A 16,248-nucleotide genomic window follows, 5' to 3' on the forward strand; every position below is an offset into this window, starting at 1 on the left:
GGGCAAAAAAGATGCGTCAAGATGGCGTGGCTGAATTTATCAGTGCTTCCTAAACACTAAGCGCATCTATATCTCGAGAGATTGCCCTAGGGCAGTCTCTTTTTTCTTGATTTTCCTTTCAAATCTAGGTACAATAAAGCACGGTAAAGATGGAAGTACGGGAGGGATGGCATGGATTGGAAGAAGATGATCGGCGGGCGGCAGTTCTGGTCGCTGCTTGCTGTTCTTCTCATTCTCCTTGGTGCGCTCCTGATTGTGGGGCATCCGCGCGAGGAGGCGGCATCTGCGCCTCTGCCCGCTGCCGAGGACGATGAGAAGGTGCTCGTGCTCAACTATCACATGGTAAATCGCATGTTTATCTCGCTTGCGATTGATCCGGAGGATTTTGACTGGCAGATGAAGTATCTCGTCGATCACGGCTATCACACAATCAGCCCCGATGAGCTCTATGCGTTTCTCGAAGGGAAGGGAACACTTCCGGATCGTCCTGTGCTTATCACATTTGATGACGGCTATGTTGACAACTATACAAACGCCTATCCAATTCTCAAAAAATACAACCTCAAGGCGACGATCTTCATCGTGACAGGCTTTGTTAGCGAGCGTAAGGGCTACCTCACATGGGATCAGCTGCGCGAGATGGAGCAGCACGGCATCACGGCACAGTCCCATACGGTGACGCACGCGCCGCTGCCCGAGCTGTCCGATGAGCGCATTCGCGAGGAACTGGTTGTCTCAAAGCAGCAGGCAGAGGCGGAGCTCGGGCATCCGATCGAGTTCATCGCCTATCCGACGGGCGTGCACGATTTGCATATCGTCGGCATTGCAAAGGAGGCGGGGTACAAGGGCGGTTTTACCGTGAAGTACGGCAATGTCGACCGCAGCAGCAACGTCTATGCAATGGAACGTGTGCCCGTCTTTCGCACGGCGGCGACGAATGTGGACTTTGTCGATCGTCTGCGCTATACCTCGAATATCACGCAGTATGGATGGACGCGGAACTGAGCAGAAGAGAAATACGATCTCAGAAACACGTTGACAATGGCAATCCAGCCAATCTAAACAATTCAATTTCATACTTTGCAAATGATTGATATTGTGCTATAATGTCGAAGATAAATCTGTGGGCAGGATGTTTGTGAGGAAACATGGATACTCCGTTCCTCCTGTGTGCAGGTCAGTATATCATGTATTGCGGGTGAGACCGCAAAGGAGGAATCTTTATGAAGAAGACAATGGTCGCCGCTCTTGCGGCAGCACTGACCATCGGCGCTGCGTCCACGACGTTCGCCGCTGCAAACCCGTTCTCGGATGTGCCCCGTGACCACTGGGCATACGATGCTGTGACGCAGCTCGCTGCGGACGGTGTTGTCGAGGGCTACGGCGACGGCACGTATCGCGGCGACCGCAACATCACGCGCTTTGAGATGGCGCAGATGGTCGCAAAGGCGATGGCAAAGGAGAATGTCCCCGTATCGGATAAGGCTCTCATCGACCGTCTCGCTGCTGAGTTTGCGGATGAGCTCAACAATCTCGGCGTTCGCGTCTCGAATCTCGAGAAGCATGCGGACGTGGTGAAGTGGACGGGTTACCTTCGCTATGACTATTTCAGCCATCGTCACGAGAACAAGGCAAAGGATAATATGGATCGCGTTCGCTTCCGTCTCTTCCCGTCGGCAGAGGTCAACGATCACTGGAAGGTCAACGCGCGTCTTGATACCCAGTACTACATGGACAAGGATGACAGCAGCTCGATGACGCTTGCGCGTGCCTATGCTGATGGCAACTACGGCAAGCTGAATGTCAAGCTCGGTAAGATGGATCTCTACTCCGGCGCGGATGATGGGCTGGTTCTTGATACCGGTATCTCGGGTGCAAAGGTTACGTTCGGCAATGTTGTCAAGGCATCGGTTACGGCAGGCCGTGTTCAAGCTTTTGGCGACGGCGACACGTCGGATAGCTATGCTAAATGGGATAACGCGAAGAACTTTGATCTTGCAGCAAACTATCAGGGGATCGAGCTCACTGCTACGATGGGAAAACTCACGGGCGGTGTCGGCTACCATCATCTGAACAGCACCTATTTCCGTGATGGTAACAAGGCTCCCAACTACAGCAAGACGAGTACGGATAATGCAAACATCTGGGCGGTTGGTGCGAGCTATAAGTTCGACAAGAATGTGACCATGAAGGCTGCATACGCACAGAACACGGAGGCTGACTACTACCACAAGTCTGCAGCTCTTGAGCTCGACTACAAGGGCGCGAAGAAGTCTGATATGGGGTCGTGGGGGGCATATGTTGCCTATCGTCACCTCAACAAGTATGCAGCACTTGCACCGACCTACTCGATTCTTGAGCGTGATCAGAAGGGCTGGGCTGTCGGCGCATCCTATATGCTCTTCAAGAACGTGACAACGAAGCTCGAATACTTCAAGGGCAAGGACATCGTGGACAACAAGAAGGCAAGCACTCTCTTCAGCCGCGTTGAGTTCTCGTTCTAATCTGACTTAACTCATCGGCGGAATTCCCACACAGCAAAAGAGCACTGCATTCGCAGTGCTCTTTTTGTATGTCAGATTATAATATCTCTCTCAAGATCCAAGGCACAAGCGGCTCTCTGCACGGTGGGGCAATGCGGTCTGCCGCCGCCTTTGCATCCTCCGAGGCATCCTCGGGAGCGATGCCGATATCCGCCATACGAAGGAGCTCGACATCGTTCTCATAGTCGCCGCAGGCGATGATACGCCGCCCTGCGTAGGCGGGCATCGCCTTCAGTACCTCTGCCATTGCGCCCTTGCTTGTGCCGGGCGGGACGAACTCGAGGTAGTTTGCCTCGGAGTAGAACGAGTTGGAGCATTTGTCAATGCCGAGCTCCGTTGCCAGACGCTCGACAAAGCTCAGATTGATCGGTGCATCACAGATAAAGAACTTCAGCCATCGCTCATGTTCGACCGCGCGAAGTTCTGTGCGGTTGACGTTGTAGAACTCGTCCATGAGGCGCGGATCATCGTTTGCCTCAGGACTGAGGATATGGCAGTGCTCCTCCGTATAGACCTCGACACAGGCGCGCGGAAACTGATAGAGGACACGCGCCGCAAACGTGCGCCAGAGATCCCCGTCCAGCGTGCGTGTCTCAAGCACCTGATTCTTCGACAGATTCTTGAGTATTGCGCCGTTGAAGAAAATGCTCGGTGTGTTGACTGCGATCCCGTCGAGGTAGGGAAGTGCGGACTCCGGTGTGCGCCCCGTCGCGGCAGCAAACGCACCGCCCGCAGCGGTGAATGCGTTGATGGCGCGGATATTCTCCTCGGCAATCATTTCATAGCGCGGGATCAGCGTGCCGTCCAAGTCGCTGATAAGGAGGATGTCGTCGTATCGTTTTTCACTCATAATGCCTCAATATCCGTGAGATAGTTCTCCATCATGGCACGTCCGTCGTGCGTCAGAATGGATTCGGGATGAAACTGGATGCCCTCGATGGGCAGGGTCTTGTGCCGCACGCCCATGATTGTGCCGTCGCCGAGGTCGCTCGTGATCTCAAGTACATCGGGCAGACTCTCGCGCTCGATGATGAGCGAGTGATAGCGCGCGACCTGCGTGCCCGCGTGGATATTGCGGTAGATGCCCGTACCGTGGTGACGGATGGGGGATGCTTTGCCGTGCACAATCTCCTTTGCACGAACGACACGACCGCCGAACACCTCGCCAATCGCCTGATGTCCGAGACAGATGCCGAGAATCGGTGTTTCCGTACCCAGTTCGCGTATGACATCCTCCGTAATGCCGGCATCCTTCGGCAGTCCGGGACCGGGGGAGATGACAATGCCCTTGTACTTTTTTGCACGGATCTCCTCGACGGATGTTGCATCGTTGCGAATCACTTCGACCTCTGCGCCGAGGTTTGTGAGCAGCTGGTACACGTTGTAGGTGAACGAGTCGTAGTTGTCAAGCAAAAGCAGCATTGTTCTCCACCTCCTCTACGACCTCAAAGAGTGCCTTTGCCTTTTGCAGGATCTCGAGGTATTCTTTCTCGGGTACGGAGTCCTTGACGATTCCCGCACCCGCCTGGATGATCGCCGTGTCGTCATTCTCGATGCACATGGTACGCAGTGTGATGCACATATCCATGTTCCCACGGAAGTCCATGTAGCCGACCGTGCCGGCGTAGAATCCGCGATCCTCGTGCTCCTCCTCGTGGATGATCTCCATGGCACGCAGCTTCGGTGCGCCGCTGACCGTGCCGGCAGGGAAGGTGGCACGCAGCACATCCATCGGGGCATAGGCGGGATCAATCGTACCGACGACGCTGCTGACCATATGCGAGACGTGGGAGAAACGTTCGACCTCCATGAGCTTCGGTACGCGTACCGAGCCGGGGACGCTGATGCGGCCAAGGTCGTTGCGTGCGAGATCGACGAGCATTGCATGCTCGGCACATTCCTTCTCGTCCGAGCGAAGCTCTGTGGCGAGCAGGGCGTCCTCCTCGTCTGTTTTTCCGCGTTTGCGCGTACCCGCAATGGGATAGGTATGAACGGTGCTGCCCGATACCTTAATCAGCATTTCGGGGGAGGCACCGACGAGTTTTACCTCGCCGAAGTTGTAGTAGAACATATAGGGCGAGGGGTTGACCTGCCGCAGCCGCCGATAGAAGAGAAACGCAGGGCGCGTGATCTTCTCGCGAAAACGGAAGGACGGTACCGCCTGAAAGATGTTGCCCGCATAGATATGCTCCTTGATGCGCTCAATGGTCGCGAGGAAATCAGCAGGCGGCTCTTTGTACTGCGCCATGAAGTTGACGGGGACTGTGCGTTTGGACGGCTGTGCGTCAGGTGGGGAAAACGGTGCGGCAAGACGCGCACGCATCGCCGCAAGACGTTCGGCAACCGCCTCATAGAGTGCGCCCGCATCCTCACCCGTGCGAAGATCGGCGAGGTAATGCAGGTGGGCGTTGTTGCGCAGTGCATCGTAGACGACGAGGTAGCGGCAGAGCATGAACTGCCCGAGGAGATGCTCGCCGCCAAGATCCACACCGCGCACGCGATCAAAGGTCGCCGCCGTTTCATAGGAAAAATATCCCGCAAATCCACCGTGGACGAGGGGCAGTGCCTCCTTGTCCGTGACGGCAGGGGTAAAGCGTGCGGCGTATGCCTTCATCGTCTCATGTGGCGGTCCGGCAATGCTCTTCATCAGACCGTTTTCACTCACGAGGAGCTTGTCTGCAAAGACCTGAATGCTGACAAAAGGTTCGCCGCCGATGAAGGAGTAGCGTCCGAACTGCTGCTGTGTCGTGTCGACGGACTCCATGATGTAGCCTTTTTTTTCTCCAACGAGCTTATAGTAGATGGAGACGGGGGTGTCGAGATCCATCGTCAGCTCCGTGGAGACCGTGATGAGGTTCGCTGTCTGCGCCGCTGTGATAAAATCTTCTTTCGTCAGACTCAGCTTCATTTATTGATCTCCATGACAACATCCCGCTCCTTGCGTCCAAGCACCCAGCCGAGCACCTTTAGTTCGGCATAGAGCATCTGCTGCTGCTCACGGTTGTTCTCGCGGCTGAACTTGAGCTGCTTGTACTGCTGTCGACCGAGGTTGTAGCGTGCGAGGATCTCCGCCTCGCTGCGCATCTTGTGACGTCCGCCGGCATGCATCCGCACGAGCTCCTCCACCTCTGCCTCGCCGTATGTGGCGGGCTTCGGCGGTGCTGCCATCTGTCGTACGAGATCGGTGATCTCATGATCGCTCATGGTCATAATTTTCTCCTTTGCTTCCATTGCACGGCAGACGAACAAGGCGGCCGCCGTATCAGCTCTTCGAACTGTTTTGCTCCATATAACGGATCATTGCCTCGGCAACGTGTTTTGCGTCTCGAACCGCATGCACGACAGTCCACGGTCCCTGCACGACGTCGCCCGCCGAGAATACGCCGGGACGTTCGGTCATACCGTTCTCGTCGACGATGACAAGCCCCTTTTTGTTCAGCGTAATGCCCGTCGTCGTGCGGACAATCTTGTCCTTTGCCGCCTGACTTGCGGCGATGACGGTGCTGTCGGCGGGAACCAGGTAGGGGGCACCTTCGCTGATCAGATTTTGATCCTCATCGAAAATGCGGTCATACAGCATCGGCCCCTCGGGTGTGACGGAGTGGATGCCCTTGCCGTATTGGATCTCACAGCCATCCATCAGCGCATACTCGAGCTCGCGCTCGCTCGCGGAGATCCCGTTGCGTCGAGCGTAGATTGTGACGTAGCGGCTGCCCTTGCGGATCGCCGTCCGCGCCACGTCCATGGCGGAGTTACCCGAGCCGATAACCGCGACGCGGTCACCGAGGCGGTAGACATCGGGGTTCTGGAGGTAGTTGACGGCATAGTGGCAGTTACCCAGTGTCTCGCCGTGAATGCCGAGGCTCTTCGCACGCCACGCGCCCGTTCCCATAAAGATGGTCTCGTAGCCGTCACGGAAGAGATCGTCCACCGTAAGTGCACCGCCGATTGTCGTGTTCGGACGAATATGGATTCCGAGCGTGTAGAGTTTTTCCTCGTAGCGGTCGAGAGCCGAGGGCGGCAGACGAAAATCGGGGATGCCGTAGCGCAGCATTCCGCCGATGCGCTGCATCCGTTCGAACATCGTGACACCGTAGCCCTCCTGCGCGAGCTTGACCGCGACGACAATGCCCGCAGGTCCTGCACCGATGACAGCGACATTGTGCCCGTTGTAGGATTTGCGTTCGAGGACGAGCTTATCAAGGTAAGTGTCCGAGATGTAGTGCTCGATGCTCGAGATCTGGATCGGTGCACCGCGCCGCCCCTGAATGCAGTTGCCCTCGCACTGTGCATCGTGGTCACAGACGAGAGAGCAGAAAATGCTCATCGGATTGTTGTCGTAGAGCATTGCGCCCGCCTCGTTGATTTTGCCGTCAAGGAAGAGACGAATCATCTCCGGGACGTTGGTCTGCACGGGGCAGCCCTTGATGCGGCAGAGCGGCTTCTTGCACTGAAGGCAGCGGCGGGACTCGTTAATGACGTGAACAGCCATTGTTAATGATTCCTTTCGTTATGTTGTATCGCTTCTTAAAATACTGTATACACGATTCTTATTATAACACAACTCACTCCCCGTGTCATAGGAGGTGGAAAAGAAAAGATTCGTCCCTACACGCCAAGACATAGTGGTAAGGTAGAGCGTTCTCATCGAAAGGACAACGAGGAGTTTTACGCCTCTCATACGTTTTACTCGTTTGGGGATTTCAAGCTGCAGCTTGCACGCCGCAACAGGGAATATAACAACCTCCCTATGCGCCCCTTGAACTGGAAGTCTCCTTGTGAGGAACTTTCTCTATTGCTCTCTCGTGTAACATATGATTGACAAACCTACACCTACAAATCCTACAGCAGAATATGATATTGATACTTGCCGCCGCTTGTGTTACAATATATCCCGTATTTTTGTGTGATGTTTTCGGAGCGTTTGGAGGTTCAGCGCATGACATACAGCTCAAAATGGGAAAAGATGAACTCGTAGCAATGGAGAGTTTAGCAAAAAACGCTACAGCCCTGCAATGCGGGCTTGACGATATTGTAGAGGTTACAAGTGCTGGAAAGGATGTTTGCAATGAGGTATGAAGATTTAGTTTTTAAGATTCCGCAGGAGTCACCGACCTATCGGGAAGATTCTGCATTTGTTATTCAGCAAATTACCGCTATTTTAGATTCACGCAGAGCGGCGAGCGATGACAAAATCATTATTAATACGAATTTGCGCATGGGTTTACCGCTTGAAAACATTAATAAAATAGCCGGACCCATGATTGAAGCATGGGCGGGTGAAGTATTTGCAGGCATTCGGGATGATATGAACAACGAATATCATCTTATCAATGTTGAAGCACAAGAACGCCTTGGGATGGCTGATATTGTCCTACAATTCAGAAAAGAAAATTCTGTTCTAACAGGAAATGTTGATGTTAAAGCTACTGCTAACGATATTCCGAATAGCGGAAAAGGTCCGAACATAACGTCCTTTTCAAGAATTAGAACAGCATATGTGAAAGACCCGGATTTTATGTTTATCATTCTTTCAATAAAGCACTGTGTTTATTCAGAGAGAAACAAGGAAACGGGGCTTGTTGATGGTATTATGGAAGTTGTTGATTATAACGCCTATGACCTAAAGTTCATTAGCGACGCAGATATTAACTATAACCCGGCGCTTGGAACAGGACAAATTCAGATAAAGGATATTCACTATGTGACTTATCAGTACAGAACCACGTGGGAAATGTGTCAACTGCTTGACCAAAAGTATTTACATAGTTCACGCAGAACATTTGACGACTTTTACAGGAAGGCGACAAAGAATCAATGGATAAAGAACTAAAAACAATTTGCGGCGATGTCATTGAGGAAATGAAAGAACTTCCTGACAAGAGTATTCATTTAATCGTGACAGACCCGCCATATAATCTCAATAAAAATTATGGGAACAATCAAGATAAACTTAAATTTGAAGAATATCTTGACTTTTCGCGTCAATGGCTTACAGAAGCAAAGCGTATTCTTACAGATAATGGAACTATATATGTTTTCATGGGAATGCGCTATATTTCCTATGTTTATACTATCTTGGAGCAAGAATTAGGCATGACTTTTAATTCTTGGATAACATGGTTTTATACACAGGGTATCGGAAAAACAAAAGGCTTTTCGCCGCGACACGATGATATACTGATGTTCACAAAAAGCCCCCAAAAATTTGTCTTTCATTTGAATGATATTAGAGTACCACAAAAATTTTATCGTTCTGTTAATAATATGCGAGGGGCAAATCCGGGCAATGTGTGGGAGTTTTCCCATATGCACTATTGCAATAAGAATAGAAAGCAGCATCCGACACAAAAGCCAGAGGGGTTATTTGAACGTATGATTTTAGCGTCCTCAAATCCGGGAGATACAATTCTTGACCCCTTTGTAGGGAGCGGCACGGCATTAAGAGTGTGCCAACAGACGGACAGAAACGGAATTGGAATTGATATAAACCCTGAATATATCGAAATGACAAAAGAACGGCTTGCAGAAGAATTCAAGGGTTTTGATAGCATAGATGAGAGAATGAAACGCGTCCCGAACGATTTGAATGACGCAGCAATCCGTGAAGAGTATATCAGAAATCATGTTGAATGGTTTTTGAAGAATCACCCCGACGCAGTAGGTGAATTCATGCAGGAAGTTAGGCAGAAGTACGAGGTGAAGATGAAAGAAAGCAATCAAATGACCCTGTTTGACCTGTTTGGAACGGAACTGGCGGCGGCAACAGTATAGTAGATAAAATCAAGTATCGAATAGCTTTTAACATTGGTTTGTAGATTAAAGCGACAAACAAGTGACAAAATAACATAATAGAGTAGCTTAAACCCTTATGTATCAAGGGTTTAAGCTACTCTATGCGTTGGTGTGATGATGGGGGCGGCGTGACTTGGGTGCGAGGGATTCCGGCGTACCATTGTAGCGATTACGCAGACGGTAGATCAACTGCCGATAGGTGCAATACTTAATCGCAGCCTTTGTAACGCCGTGCTGATCTGCATAGGAAAGAATCGCTTGATAATACTTGATGTCCTGTGTTATGCTTTTCATGAGAAAGCCTCCTTTGTGTATGGTTTGTTCGCTAGATAGAGCATAACACAATTTGGCTTTCTCTTTTATTTACTTGTGTAACATATCTATTGTAATCCTACAGATAAAAACTTCTGTGGGGTCGCTGCACTTGCCGTGACCCCTTTCCTGTTGTATGATAGAGGTATTGATAAGGAGGCGCTCTTATGGGAAAAGCGATGATTATTGGTGCGGGCGGCGTTGCGAGCGTTGCCGTACACAAATGCTGTCAGAATTCGGAGGTGTTTGAGGAGATTCTCATCGCCTCGCGCACAAAGTCCAAATGTGATGCACTGAAGGAAAAGCTGGACGGAGGCAAGACGAAGATTCGGACCGCCGCTGCGGATGCAGACGATGTCCCCGCACTCACAGCACTCATTCGTGAGTTTCAGCCGGATGTCGTGCTGAACCTTGCCCTGCCGTATCAGGATCTGCACATCATGGATGCGTGCCTTGCAGCGGGGGTGCACTACGTCGATACGGCAAACTACGAGCCGGAGGACACGGCGAAGTTCGAGTACAGCTGGCAGTGGGCATATGCCGATCGTTTTCGCGCGGCGGGACTGACGGCGATTCTCGGGTCGGGCTTTGATCCCGGCGTGACGGGCGTCTTCAGTGCGTACGCGATGAAGCATGAGTTCGACGAGATCAATTACATCGACATCCTCGACTGCAACGGCGGCGACCACGGCTATCCTTTTGCGACGAATTTCAACCCCGAGATCAACATCCGCGAGGTCTCTGCAAAGGGGAGCTACTGGGAGAACGGCGCATGGGTCGAGACCGAGCCGATGGAGATTAAGCGCGTCTATGATTTTGCCGAGGTGGGGCAGAAGGATATGTATCTCCTGCACCACGAGGAACTCGAGTCACTCGCGAAGAACATCAAGGGCATCAAGCGCATTCGCTTCTTTATGACATTCGGTGAGAGCTATCTGACGCATCTACGGTGCCTTGAGAACGTCGGAATGACCTCGATCGAGCCGATTGACTTTGAGGGGCACAAGATCATCCCCCTCCAATTCCTCAAGGCTGTGCTGCCCGACCCCGCGAGCCTTGGCCCGCGTACGAAGGGCAAGACGAACATCGGCTGCATCTTCCGCGGGAAGAAGGACGGCAAGGACAAGAACTACTACCTTTACAATGTTTGTGACCACGAGAAATGCTACGCCGAGGTCGGTTCGCAGGCGGTCGCGTATACGACGGGCGTGCCTGCGATGATCGGTGCGATGATGGTAATGACGGGCAAGTGGCGCAAACCGGGGGTGTTCAATGTCGAGGAGTTCGATCCCGATCCGTTCATGGACGCACTGAATGTCTGGGGACTGCCGTGGCAGGAGAGCCACAGCCCCGTGCTGGTAGACTGATGACGTGGCGCACAGAGTGGGATGTTGTTCCCACACCTTCGTACCTCGTCTACGAGGAGCTGCTTGAGAAAAATCTCCGCATCCTCGCGGATGTTGCCGAGGATACAGGGACGAAGGTGCTGCTCGCCCAGAAATGCTTTTCCATGTATCACTACTATCCGCTGATCGGGCGTTACCTCTCAGGCACAACGGCGAGCGGCATCTATGAGGCACGGCTGTCGCAGGAGGAGATGGGCAAGGAGAACCATGTCTTTAAGCCTGCCTACGAGGAGAACGAGATCCCGCGCCTTGCGGCGATCTGCGACCACATCATCTTCAACTCCTTCGCCCAGTGGGAGCGGTTCGGTGCGGCGGCACGCGCGGCGGGTGCATCCTGCGGCATCCGCATCAATCCCGAACGCTCGACGCAGGAGCATGCAATCTACGACCCGTGTGCACCGGGGTCGCGCCTCGGCGTAAAGATTGCGGACTTCCGTGCAGACCTGCTTGATGGCGTCGACGGACTTCACTTCCATACGCTCTGTGAGCAGGGGGCGGACGCACTTGCCGCGACACTCGAAGCCGTGGAGGAGAAGTTCGGGAAATATCTCCACGGGATGAAGTGGCTGAATTTCGGCGGTGGACATCACATCACGCGCGAGGGCTATGACATTCCCCTGCTCAAGCGGCTGATCCGCCATGTGCAGGACACCTATGATGTCGCGGTCTATCTTGAGCCGGGCGAGGCGGTCGCGCTCAATGCGGGCTTCCTCGTCGCCGAGGTGCTCGACGTTCAGACGGATGGGAATGTCATTCTGAACACGTCGGCAGCCTGCCACATGCCCGATGTCATCGAGATGCCCTATCGTCCGCCCGTCATCCATGCGGGGGCGGAGGGGGAGAAGCCGTACACCCACACGCTCGCAGGACCGACCTGTCTTGCGGGCGATACGATTGGCACATACTCGTTTGATGCGCCACTGAACGTCGGCGACCGCGTTGTCTTCGGTGACATGGCGATCTATACGATGGTGAAGAACAATACGTTCAACGGAATGCCGCTGCCGAACATCATTGCCGTTGCGCCGAACTGTGATTGGGAGATCGTTCGTGAGTTCGGTTATGACGATTTTAAGATGAGACTCTGATTTAGGGGATGTTACACGGAGACTTTTCAGGCTTCGTGCGACATCCCTTTCTTGTAATGACATAGGCCTTTTTTGACAATCGGAAAACTAACTAAAAATAATTATTAAAAAGTATAAATTTCTGTTGACAAGGAAAATCCTCTGTGCTATGATTAACCCATCAAAAGGACATACGCAATCCCTCGAAATGAGAGCGATTGGTTACCATCAAAGGAGGATATTCAATGTCACTCATCAACAAGGAAATTTCCGATTTCAAGGTCGACGCATTCCAGAAGAAGGCGGGCGCAGCACAGGGCGAGTTTACGCAGTACACAAAGGCGGATCTCAAGGGCAAGTGGAGCGTGTTCTTCTTCTATCCGGCGGACTTCACGTTTGTCTGCCCGACGGAGCTCGCTGATCTTCAGGAGCAGTACGGTGAGTTCGAGAAGCTCGGCTGTGAGATCTTCGCTGTTTCCTGCGACTCCCACTTTGTCCACAAGGCATGGCATGAGAGCTCCGAGCTCGTCGGCAAGCTCACGTATCCGATGCTCGCAGATCCGACGGCGAAGCTCGCACGCGACTTCGATGTCTACATCGAGGAGGACGGTCGTTCCGAGCGCGGCACGTTCGTTGTGAACCCCGAGGGCAAGATCGTTTCCTATGAGGTGAGTGCGGGCAACGTCGGCCGCAACGCACAGGAGCTTCTCCGCAAGGTGCAGGCACTCCAGTTCGTCGCCAAGCACGGCGATGAGGTTTGCCCCGCACGCTGGAAGCCGGGCGAAAAGACGCTCAAGCCGAGCTTCGACCTCGTCGGCAAACTCTAAGAAAATGATCGGAGCACTTCGTGAGGCAGCTTGCGAAGTGCTTTTTCCTATGAACTACAAAAGAGGTGCTTTGGTGGATAAAATGTATGATGCCGTCATTGTTGGCGGCGGTCCTGCGGGGCTCTCTGCTGCGATCTATCTGGCGCGCGCCAAATGCAAGGTGCTGGTGATCGAGAAGGAGAAGGTCGGCGGGCAGATTACCATTACCGCCGATGTCGTGAACTATCCCGGCACGGGCAAGATTAGCGGCTCTGAGCTTGCGGCACAGATGGAGCAGCAGGCGCGCGGCTTTGGTGCTGAGTTCGTCGAGGCGGAGGTCATTGGACTGAAGCTCGACCAGGATATCAAGGAGCTTGAGACAACGGCGGGTACGGTGGAGGCTCTGAGCGTCATCCTCGCGACGGGGGCGAATCCACGCAAGGTTGGCTTCTACGGTGAGAAAACGTTTCAGGGGCGCGGCGTCGCCTACTGTGCAACCTGTGATGCAGAGTTCTTCACGGGCATGGACATCTTCGTCATCGGCGGTGGACTTGCAGCGGTGGAGGAAAGTATGTTCCTCTCGCGCTATGGAAAGTCTGTCACGATCCTTGTGCGCAGCGATAAGTTCCGAGCCCCGCAGACAGCGGTGGACGCGCTTGCGAACTATCCGAACATCAAGGTTCGCTTCAACACGGTGGTGGAGCGTGTCGGCGGCGAGACAATGATCTCCTATGCCGATTTCCGTGACGAGGTCACGGGCAGGGTCGAGCACTATATGGCAAAGGACGGCGAGACGTTCGGCGTTTTCGTCTTTGCCGGCTACATCCCGAACACAGGGCTCTTCCGCGAGCATATTGCGCTGAATGAGCAGGGCTACGTCATCACGAACGAGGAGAAGGAGACGAACGTTAAGGGCGTTTTCGCGGCGGGCGATGTCTGCATCAAGACACTCCGTCAGGTCGTAACGGCAGTCTCCGACGGTGCGGTCAGCGCAGTTGCGGCGGAACGTCATGCGGCGGCATTGCACGACCGCCTGAAGATCCCTGCCTTTGCGCGCGCCGAGGTGGATGCGAAGCGTTTTGAACAGCGCAAGAATTCCATTGAGAAGGAAGCGGCAGCGGGGAATGAGACGAACTTCATTTCTGCCGAGATCCGTGAGCAGCTGGCGGCGGTCTTTGACAAGTTCGAGACATCAGTCAAGCTCGTCGGACACTATGACGACGGTGATCTCTCGCGCGAACTGCGCGGTTTTATGGATGAGTTTGAGGGTCTGACGGACAAGATCAGCTACGAGGAGCGTGACGATGCGAACGGGGAGCCGGGCATCGAGCTCCTGCGTGCCGATGGTTCGCCGAGCGGCATCATCTTCCACGCCGTTCCGGGCGGGCACGAGTTTAACTCCTTCATCCTCGCACTTTACAATGTGGCGGGACCGGGGCAGGAGCTTCGTGACGAGACGCGTGCGAAAATTGAGCAGATTTCCGCACCGGCAGATGTCAAGGTGCTCATGTCGCTGTCCTGTACGATGTGTCCCGACGTGGTCGCGGCGGTACAACGCATCGCGGTAGAGCGCAGAGATATCCGCGCAGACATCTACGACATCCGCTACTTCCCCGAACTGAAGGAGAAGTACAGCGTGATGAGCGTCCCCTGTATGATCGTGGGGGAAGACCTCTTCTTCGGCAAGAAAAACATTGACGAGGTCATTGATATTCTGGTCAAACGTTGATAAAATAATCGTCGGTGGAGGAAACAGATGCCTGCTTCCTCCACCCATCACGCCGAGCGGATGCCGTCTGTGCCCCTGAGCAAGGCATAGAGGGATGGCATTCTCATCGGTTGATGTGTTTTGTGTATTTGTTTTAGCAAAGGAGAGCATTATGGAACTCAAGGGATCACAGACCGAGAAGAATCTTTGGGCGGCATTTGCCGGCGAGTCGCAGGCGCATACGAAGTATCTCTACTACGCATCGCAGGCGAAGAAGGACGGCTACGTTCAGATTTCCAACATCTTCAACGAGACGGCGGTCAATGAGAAGGCACATGCAAAGATCTGGTTCAAGCTCGTGCACGGTGTCGGCGATACGAAGGCAAACCTCGCGGACGCTGCCTCCGGAGAGAACGAGGAGTGGACGAGCATGTACCCCGAGTTTGCGCGTGTGGCGCGTGAGGAAGGGTTCGACAAAATTGCACGTCTCTTTGACGCTGTCGGCAAAATCGAGAAGGAGCATGATGCCCGCTACAAGCTCCTCCTGCAGAAGGTGGATGAGGACACGGTGTTCCAGCGTGATGAGAAGATCATCTGGCAGTGTCTCAACTGCGGCTACGTCTGCGAGAGCCCGAAGGCACCGATGAAGTGCCCGGTCTGTGAGCATCCGCAGTCTTTCTTCCAGCAGGTTGTGCAGAATTACTGAGCCATACGGCTTTGACGGAAAGGGGCTGTTGCACGAAGTTTTCTAGCTTCGTGCAACAGCCCCTTTTATTGATAGGAGAATGATATATATGCGCAGGAAATTTGACCTATCCGCCTATCTCGTGATCGGCCCTGAGAACACGAGCGGACGACCCGTGGCGCGTGTCATTGCGGAGGCGGTGCGTGCGGGGTTCACCTTTGTCCAGATCCGAGCAAAGGGGGCGGATGCACGCGAGGTGGTTGAGCTCACGCGTGCGGCGGCAGATGTTCTCGCGGCACAGGAGAAGTCGGATGCCGTGTCGCTCGTGATTAACGACAGTCTGGACTGTGTGCTCGCGGCATGGGAGCAGGGCATCAAGGTGGACGGCGTGCACGTCGGGCAGACGGATATTCCCGTCGATGTTTGCCGCAAGTATCTTGGTAAAGATGCGATTGTCGGGCTCTCCGCACGTACAACGGAGCTGCTTGCGTACGCAGCACACTGTGATACCGCGTGCATCGACTATCTCGGCGCGGGGCCGCTGCACGCAACTGCGACAAAGCCCGAGGCGGGACGTACCGCCTCGGGCGAGATTGTGACGCGCAGTCTCGATGAGCTTGCGGCACTGCACCGCATCAGCCCCGTACCCGTGGTTGTGGGGGGCGGGGTCAAGGCTGCGGATCTGCCTGCGCTCAGAGCGACGGGCGTGGAGGGATTCTTTGTCATCAGTGCCGTCGCGGGTGCGGAGCATCCGTACAGTGCCGCAGAGGAGTTGGTGGAGCTGTGGCGTGCTTAGGGGAACAGTATTTTGTGTTTTGTACTTTGTGGTTTAATGCCCCTCGCGAACACGGAGTTACGCAAGCGGTCGTGCGCTTATCTGCCTAAATACCTGCGGACTTCTTAAACGCGCTGCGCTTGAACGAAAG

17 protein-coding genes are annotated in these 16,248 nt (G+C 53.8%); 11 read left to right on the forward strand and 6 right to left on the reverse strand.

The genetic code is table 11. The annotated features are described in order from the left end of the window. Window positions 1-171: 171 nt before the first annotated feature. Window positions 172-1,005 (forward strand): polysaccharide deacetylase family protein, encoded by an 834-nt coding sequence (locus ACO6BQ_RS08775; RefSeq protein WP_489120486.1) that lies wholly within the window; start codon window positions 172-174, stop codon window positions 1,003-1,005. 218 nt (window positions 1,006-1,223) lie between these two features. Beyond that, on the forward strand, window positions 1,224-2,504 hold the full coding sequence (locus ACO6BQ_RS08780) for an S-layer homology domain-containing protein (RefSeq protein ID WP_489120487.1): 1,281 nt from the start codon (window positions 1,224-1,226) through the stop codon (window positions 2,502-2,504). Between the two features lie 76 nt (window positions 2,505-2,580). Here ACO6BQ_RS08780 and ACO6BQ_RS08785 read toward each other — a convergent pair whose 3' ends face one another. The 5 genes from ACO6BQ_RS08785 to ACO6BQ_RS08805 are packed head-to-tail and all read right to left on the reverse strand — an operon-like array spanning window position 2,581 to window position 7,035. Continuing rightward, entirely contained in the window at window positions 2,581-3,393 is an 813-nt protein-coding gene (locus ACO6BQ_RS08785; RefSeq protein WP_489120488.1) for an HAD-IIB family hydrolase, read from the reverse strand. After that, complete coding sequence (locus tag ACO6BQ_RS08790; RefSeq protein WP_489120489.1) at window positions 3,390-3,965, reverse strand: anthranilate synthase component II; 576 nt, start codon at window positions 3,963-3,965, stop codon at window positions 3,390-3,392. The genes ACO6BQ_RS08785 and ACO6BQ_RS08790 overlap by 4 nt, the downstream gene beginning before the upstream one ends. Continuing rightward, complete coding sequence (locus ACO6BQ_RS08795; RefSeq protein ID WP_489120490.1) at window positions 3,949-5,451, reverse strand: anthranilate synthase component I family protein; 1,503 nt, start codon at window positions 5,449-5,451, stop codon at window positions 3,949-3,951. Before ACO6BQ_RS08795 ends, ACO6BQ_RS08790 begins: the two co-directional genes overlap by 17 nt. Then, a complete protein-coding gene (locus tag ACO6BQ_RS08800) occupies window positions 5,448-5,753 on the reverse strand; it encodes a hypothetical protein (protein ID WP_489120491.1) in 306 nt (101 codons plus the stop codon). Before ACO6BQ_RS08800 ends, ACO6BQ_RS08795 begins: the two co-directional genes overlap by 4 nt. Window positions 5,754-5,805: 52 nt before the next feature. Further along, window positions 5,806-7,035 carry an FAD-dependent oxidoreductase gene (locus ACO6BQ_RS08805; protein WP_489120492.1) on the reverse strand — a complete coding sequence of 410 codons (1,230 nt, stop codon included), beginning with the start codon at window positions 7,033-7,035 and terminating at the stop codon, window positions 5,806-5,808. Between the two features lie 108 nt (window positions 7,036-7,143). On the opposite strand from ACO6BQ_RS08805, the gene ACO6BQ_RS08810 reads away from it, so the two are divergent. The 3 genes from ACO6BQ_RS08810 (at window position 7,144) to ACO6BQ_RS08820 (ending at window position 9,317) form a co-directional block, all read left to right on the forward strand. Then, on the forward strand, window positions 7,144-7,365 hold the full coding sequence (locus tag ACO6BQ_RS08810) for an integrase core domain-containing protein (protein ID WP_489120501.1): 222 nt from the start codon (window positions 7,144-7,146) through the stop codon (window positions 7,363-7,365). A gap of 246 nt (window positions 7,366-7,611) precedes the next feature. After that, window positions 7,612-8,376, forward strand: coding sequence for a hypothetical protein (locus ACO6BQ_RS08815; protein WP_489120493.1), 765 nt, complete (start codon window positions 7,612-7,614; stop codon window positions 8,374-8,376). Further along, on the forward strand, window positions 8,361-9,317 hold the full coding sequence (locus ACO6BQ_RS08820; RefSeq protein ID WP_489120494.1) for a DNA-methyltransferase: 957 nt from the start codon (window positions 8,361-8,363) through the stop codon (window positions 9,315-9,317). Before ACO6BQ_RS08815 ends, ACO6BQ_RS08820 begins: the two co-directional genes overlap by 16 nt. Window positions 9,318-9,437: 120 nt before the next feature. Here ACO6BQ_RS08820 and ACO6BQ_RS08825 read toward each other — a convergent pair whose 3' ends face one another. Beyond that, on the reverse strand, window positions 9,438-9,632 hold the full coding sequence (locus tag ACO6BQ_RS08825; RefSeq protein ID WP_489120495.1) for a helix-turn-helix domain-containing protein: 195 nt from the start codon (window positions 9,630-9,632) through the stop codon (window positions 9,438-9,440). 185 nt (window positions 9,633-9,817) lie between these two features. Between ACO6BQ_RS08825 and ACO6BQ_RS08830 the strand changes: the two genes are divergently transcribed. The 6 genes from ACO6BQ_RS08830 to ACO6BQ_RS08855 all read left to right on the forward strand — a co-directional run bounded on the left by ACO6BQ_RS08830 (window position 9,818) and on the right by ACO6BQ_RS08855 (window position 16,118). After that, complete coding sequence (locus ACO6BQ_RS08830; RefSeq protein WP_489120496.1) at window positions 9,818-11,017, forward strand: saccharopine dehydrogenase family protein; 1,200 nt, start codon at window positions 9,818-9,820, stop codon at window positions 11,015-11,017. After that, the gene (gene nspC, locus ACO6BQ_RS08835; RefSeq protein ID WP_489120497.1) at window positions 11,017-12,144 is read left to right on the forward strand and encodes a carboxynorspermidine decarboxylase; all 1,128 of its coding nucleotides are present in this window, start codon (window positions 11,017-11,019) and stop codon (window positions 12,142-12,144) included. Before ACO6BQ_RS08830 ends, nspC begins: the two co-directional genes overlap by 1 nt. Window positions 12,145-12,368: 224 nt before the next feature. Next, a complete protein-coding gene (ahpC, locus tag ACO6BQ_RS08840) occupies window positions 12,369-12,950 on the forward strand; it encodes an alkyl hydroperoxide reductase subunit C (RefSeq protein ID WP_489120498.1) in 582 nt (193 codons plus the stop codon). Between the two features lie 82 nt (window positions 12,951-13,032). Then, window positions 13,033-14,658 carry an FAD-dependent oxidoreductase gene (locus ACO6BQ_RS08845; RefSeq protein WP_489120502.1) on the forward strand — a complete coding sequence of 542 codons (1,626 nt, stop codon included), beginning with the start codon at window positions 13,033-13,035 and terminating at the stop codon, window positions 14,656-14,658. Window positions 14,659-14,809: 151 nt separating this feature from the next. Then, window positions 14,810-15,343, forward strand: a complete 534-nt coding sequence (gene rbr / locus ACO6BQ_RS08850; RefSeq protein ID WP_489120499.1) for a rubrerythrin — start codon at window positions 14,810-14,812, stop codon at window positions 15,341-15,343. Between the two features lie 88 nt (window positions 15,344-15,431). Further along, window positions 15,432-16,118: a thiamine phosphate synthase gene (locus tag ACO6BQ_RS08855; protein WP_489120500.1), complete on the forward strand. Its 687-nt coding sequence runs from the start codon at window positions 15,432-15,434 to the stop codon at window positions 16,116-16,118. Window positions 16,119-16,248: the final 130 nt, after the last annotated feature.

It is taken from the genome of Centipeda sp. (in: firmicutes), assembly GCF_057271695.1.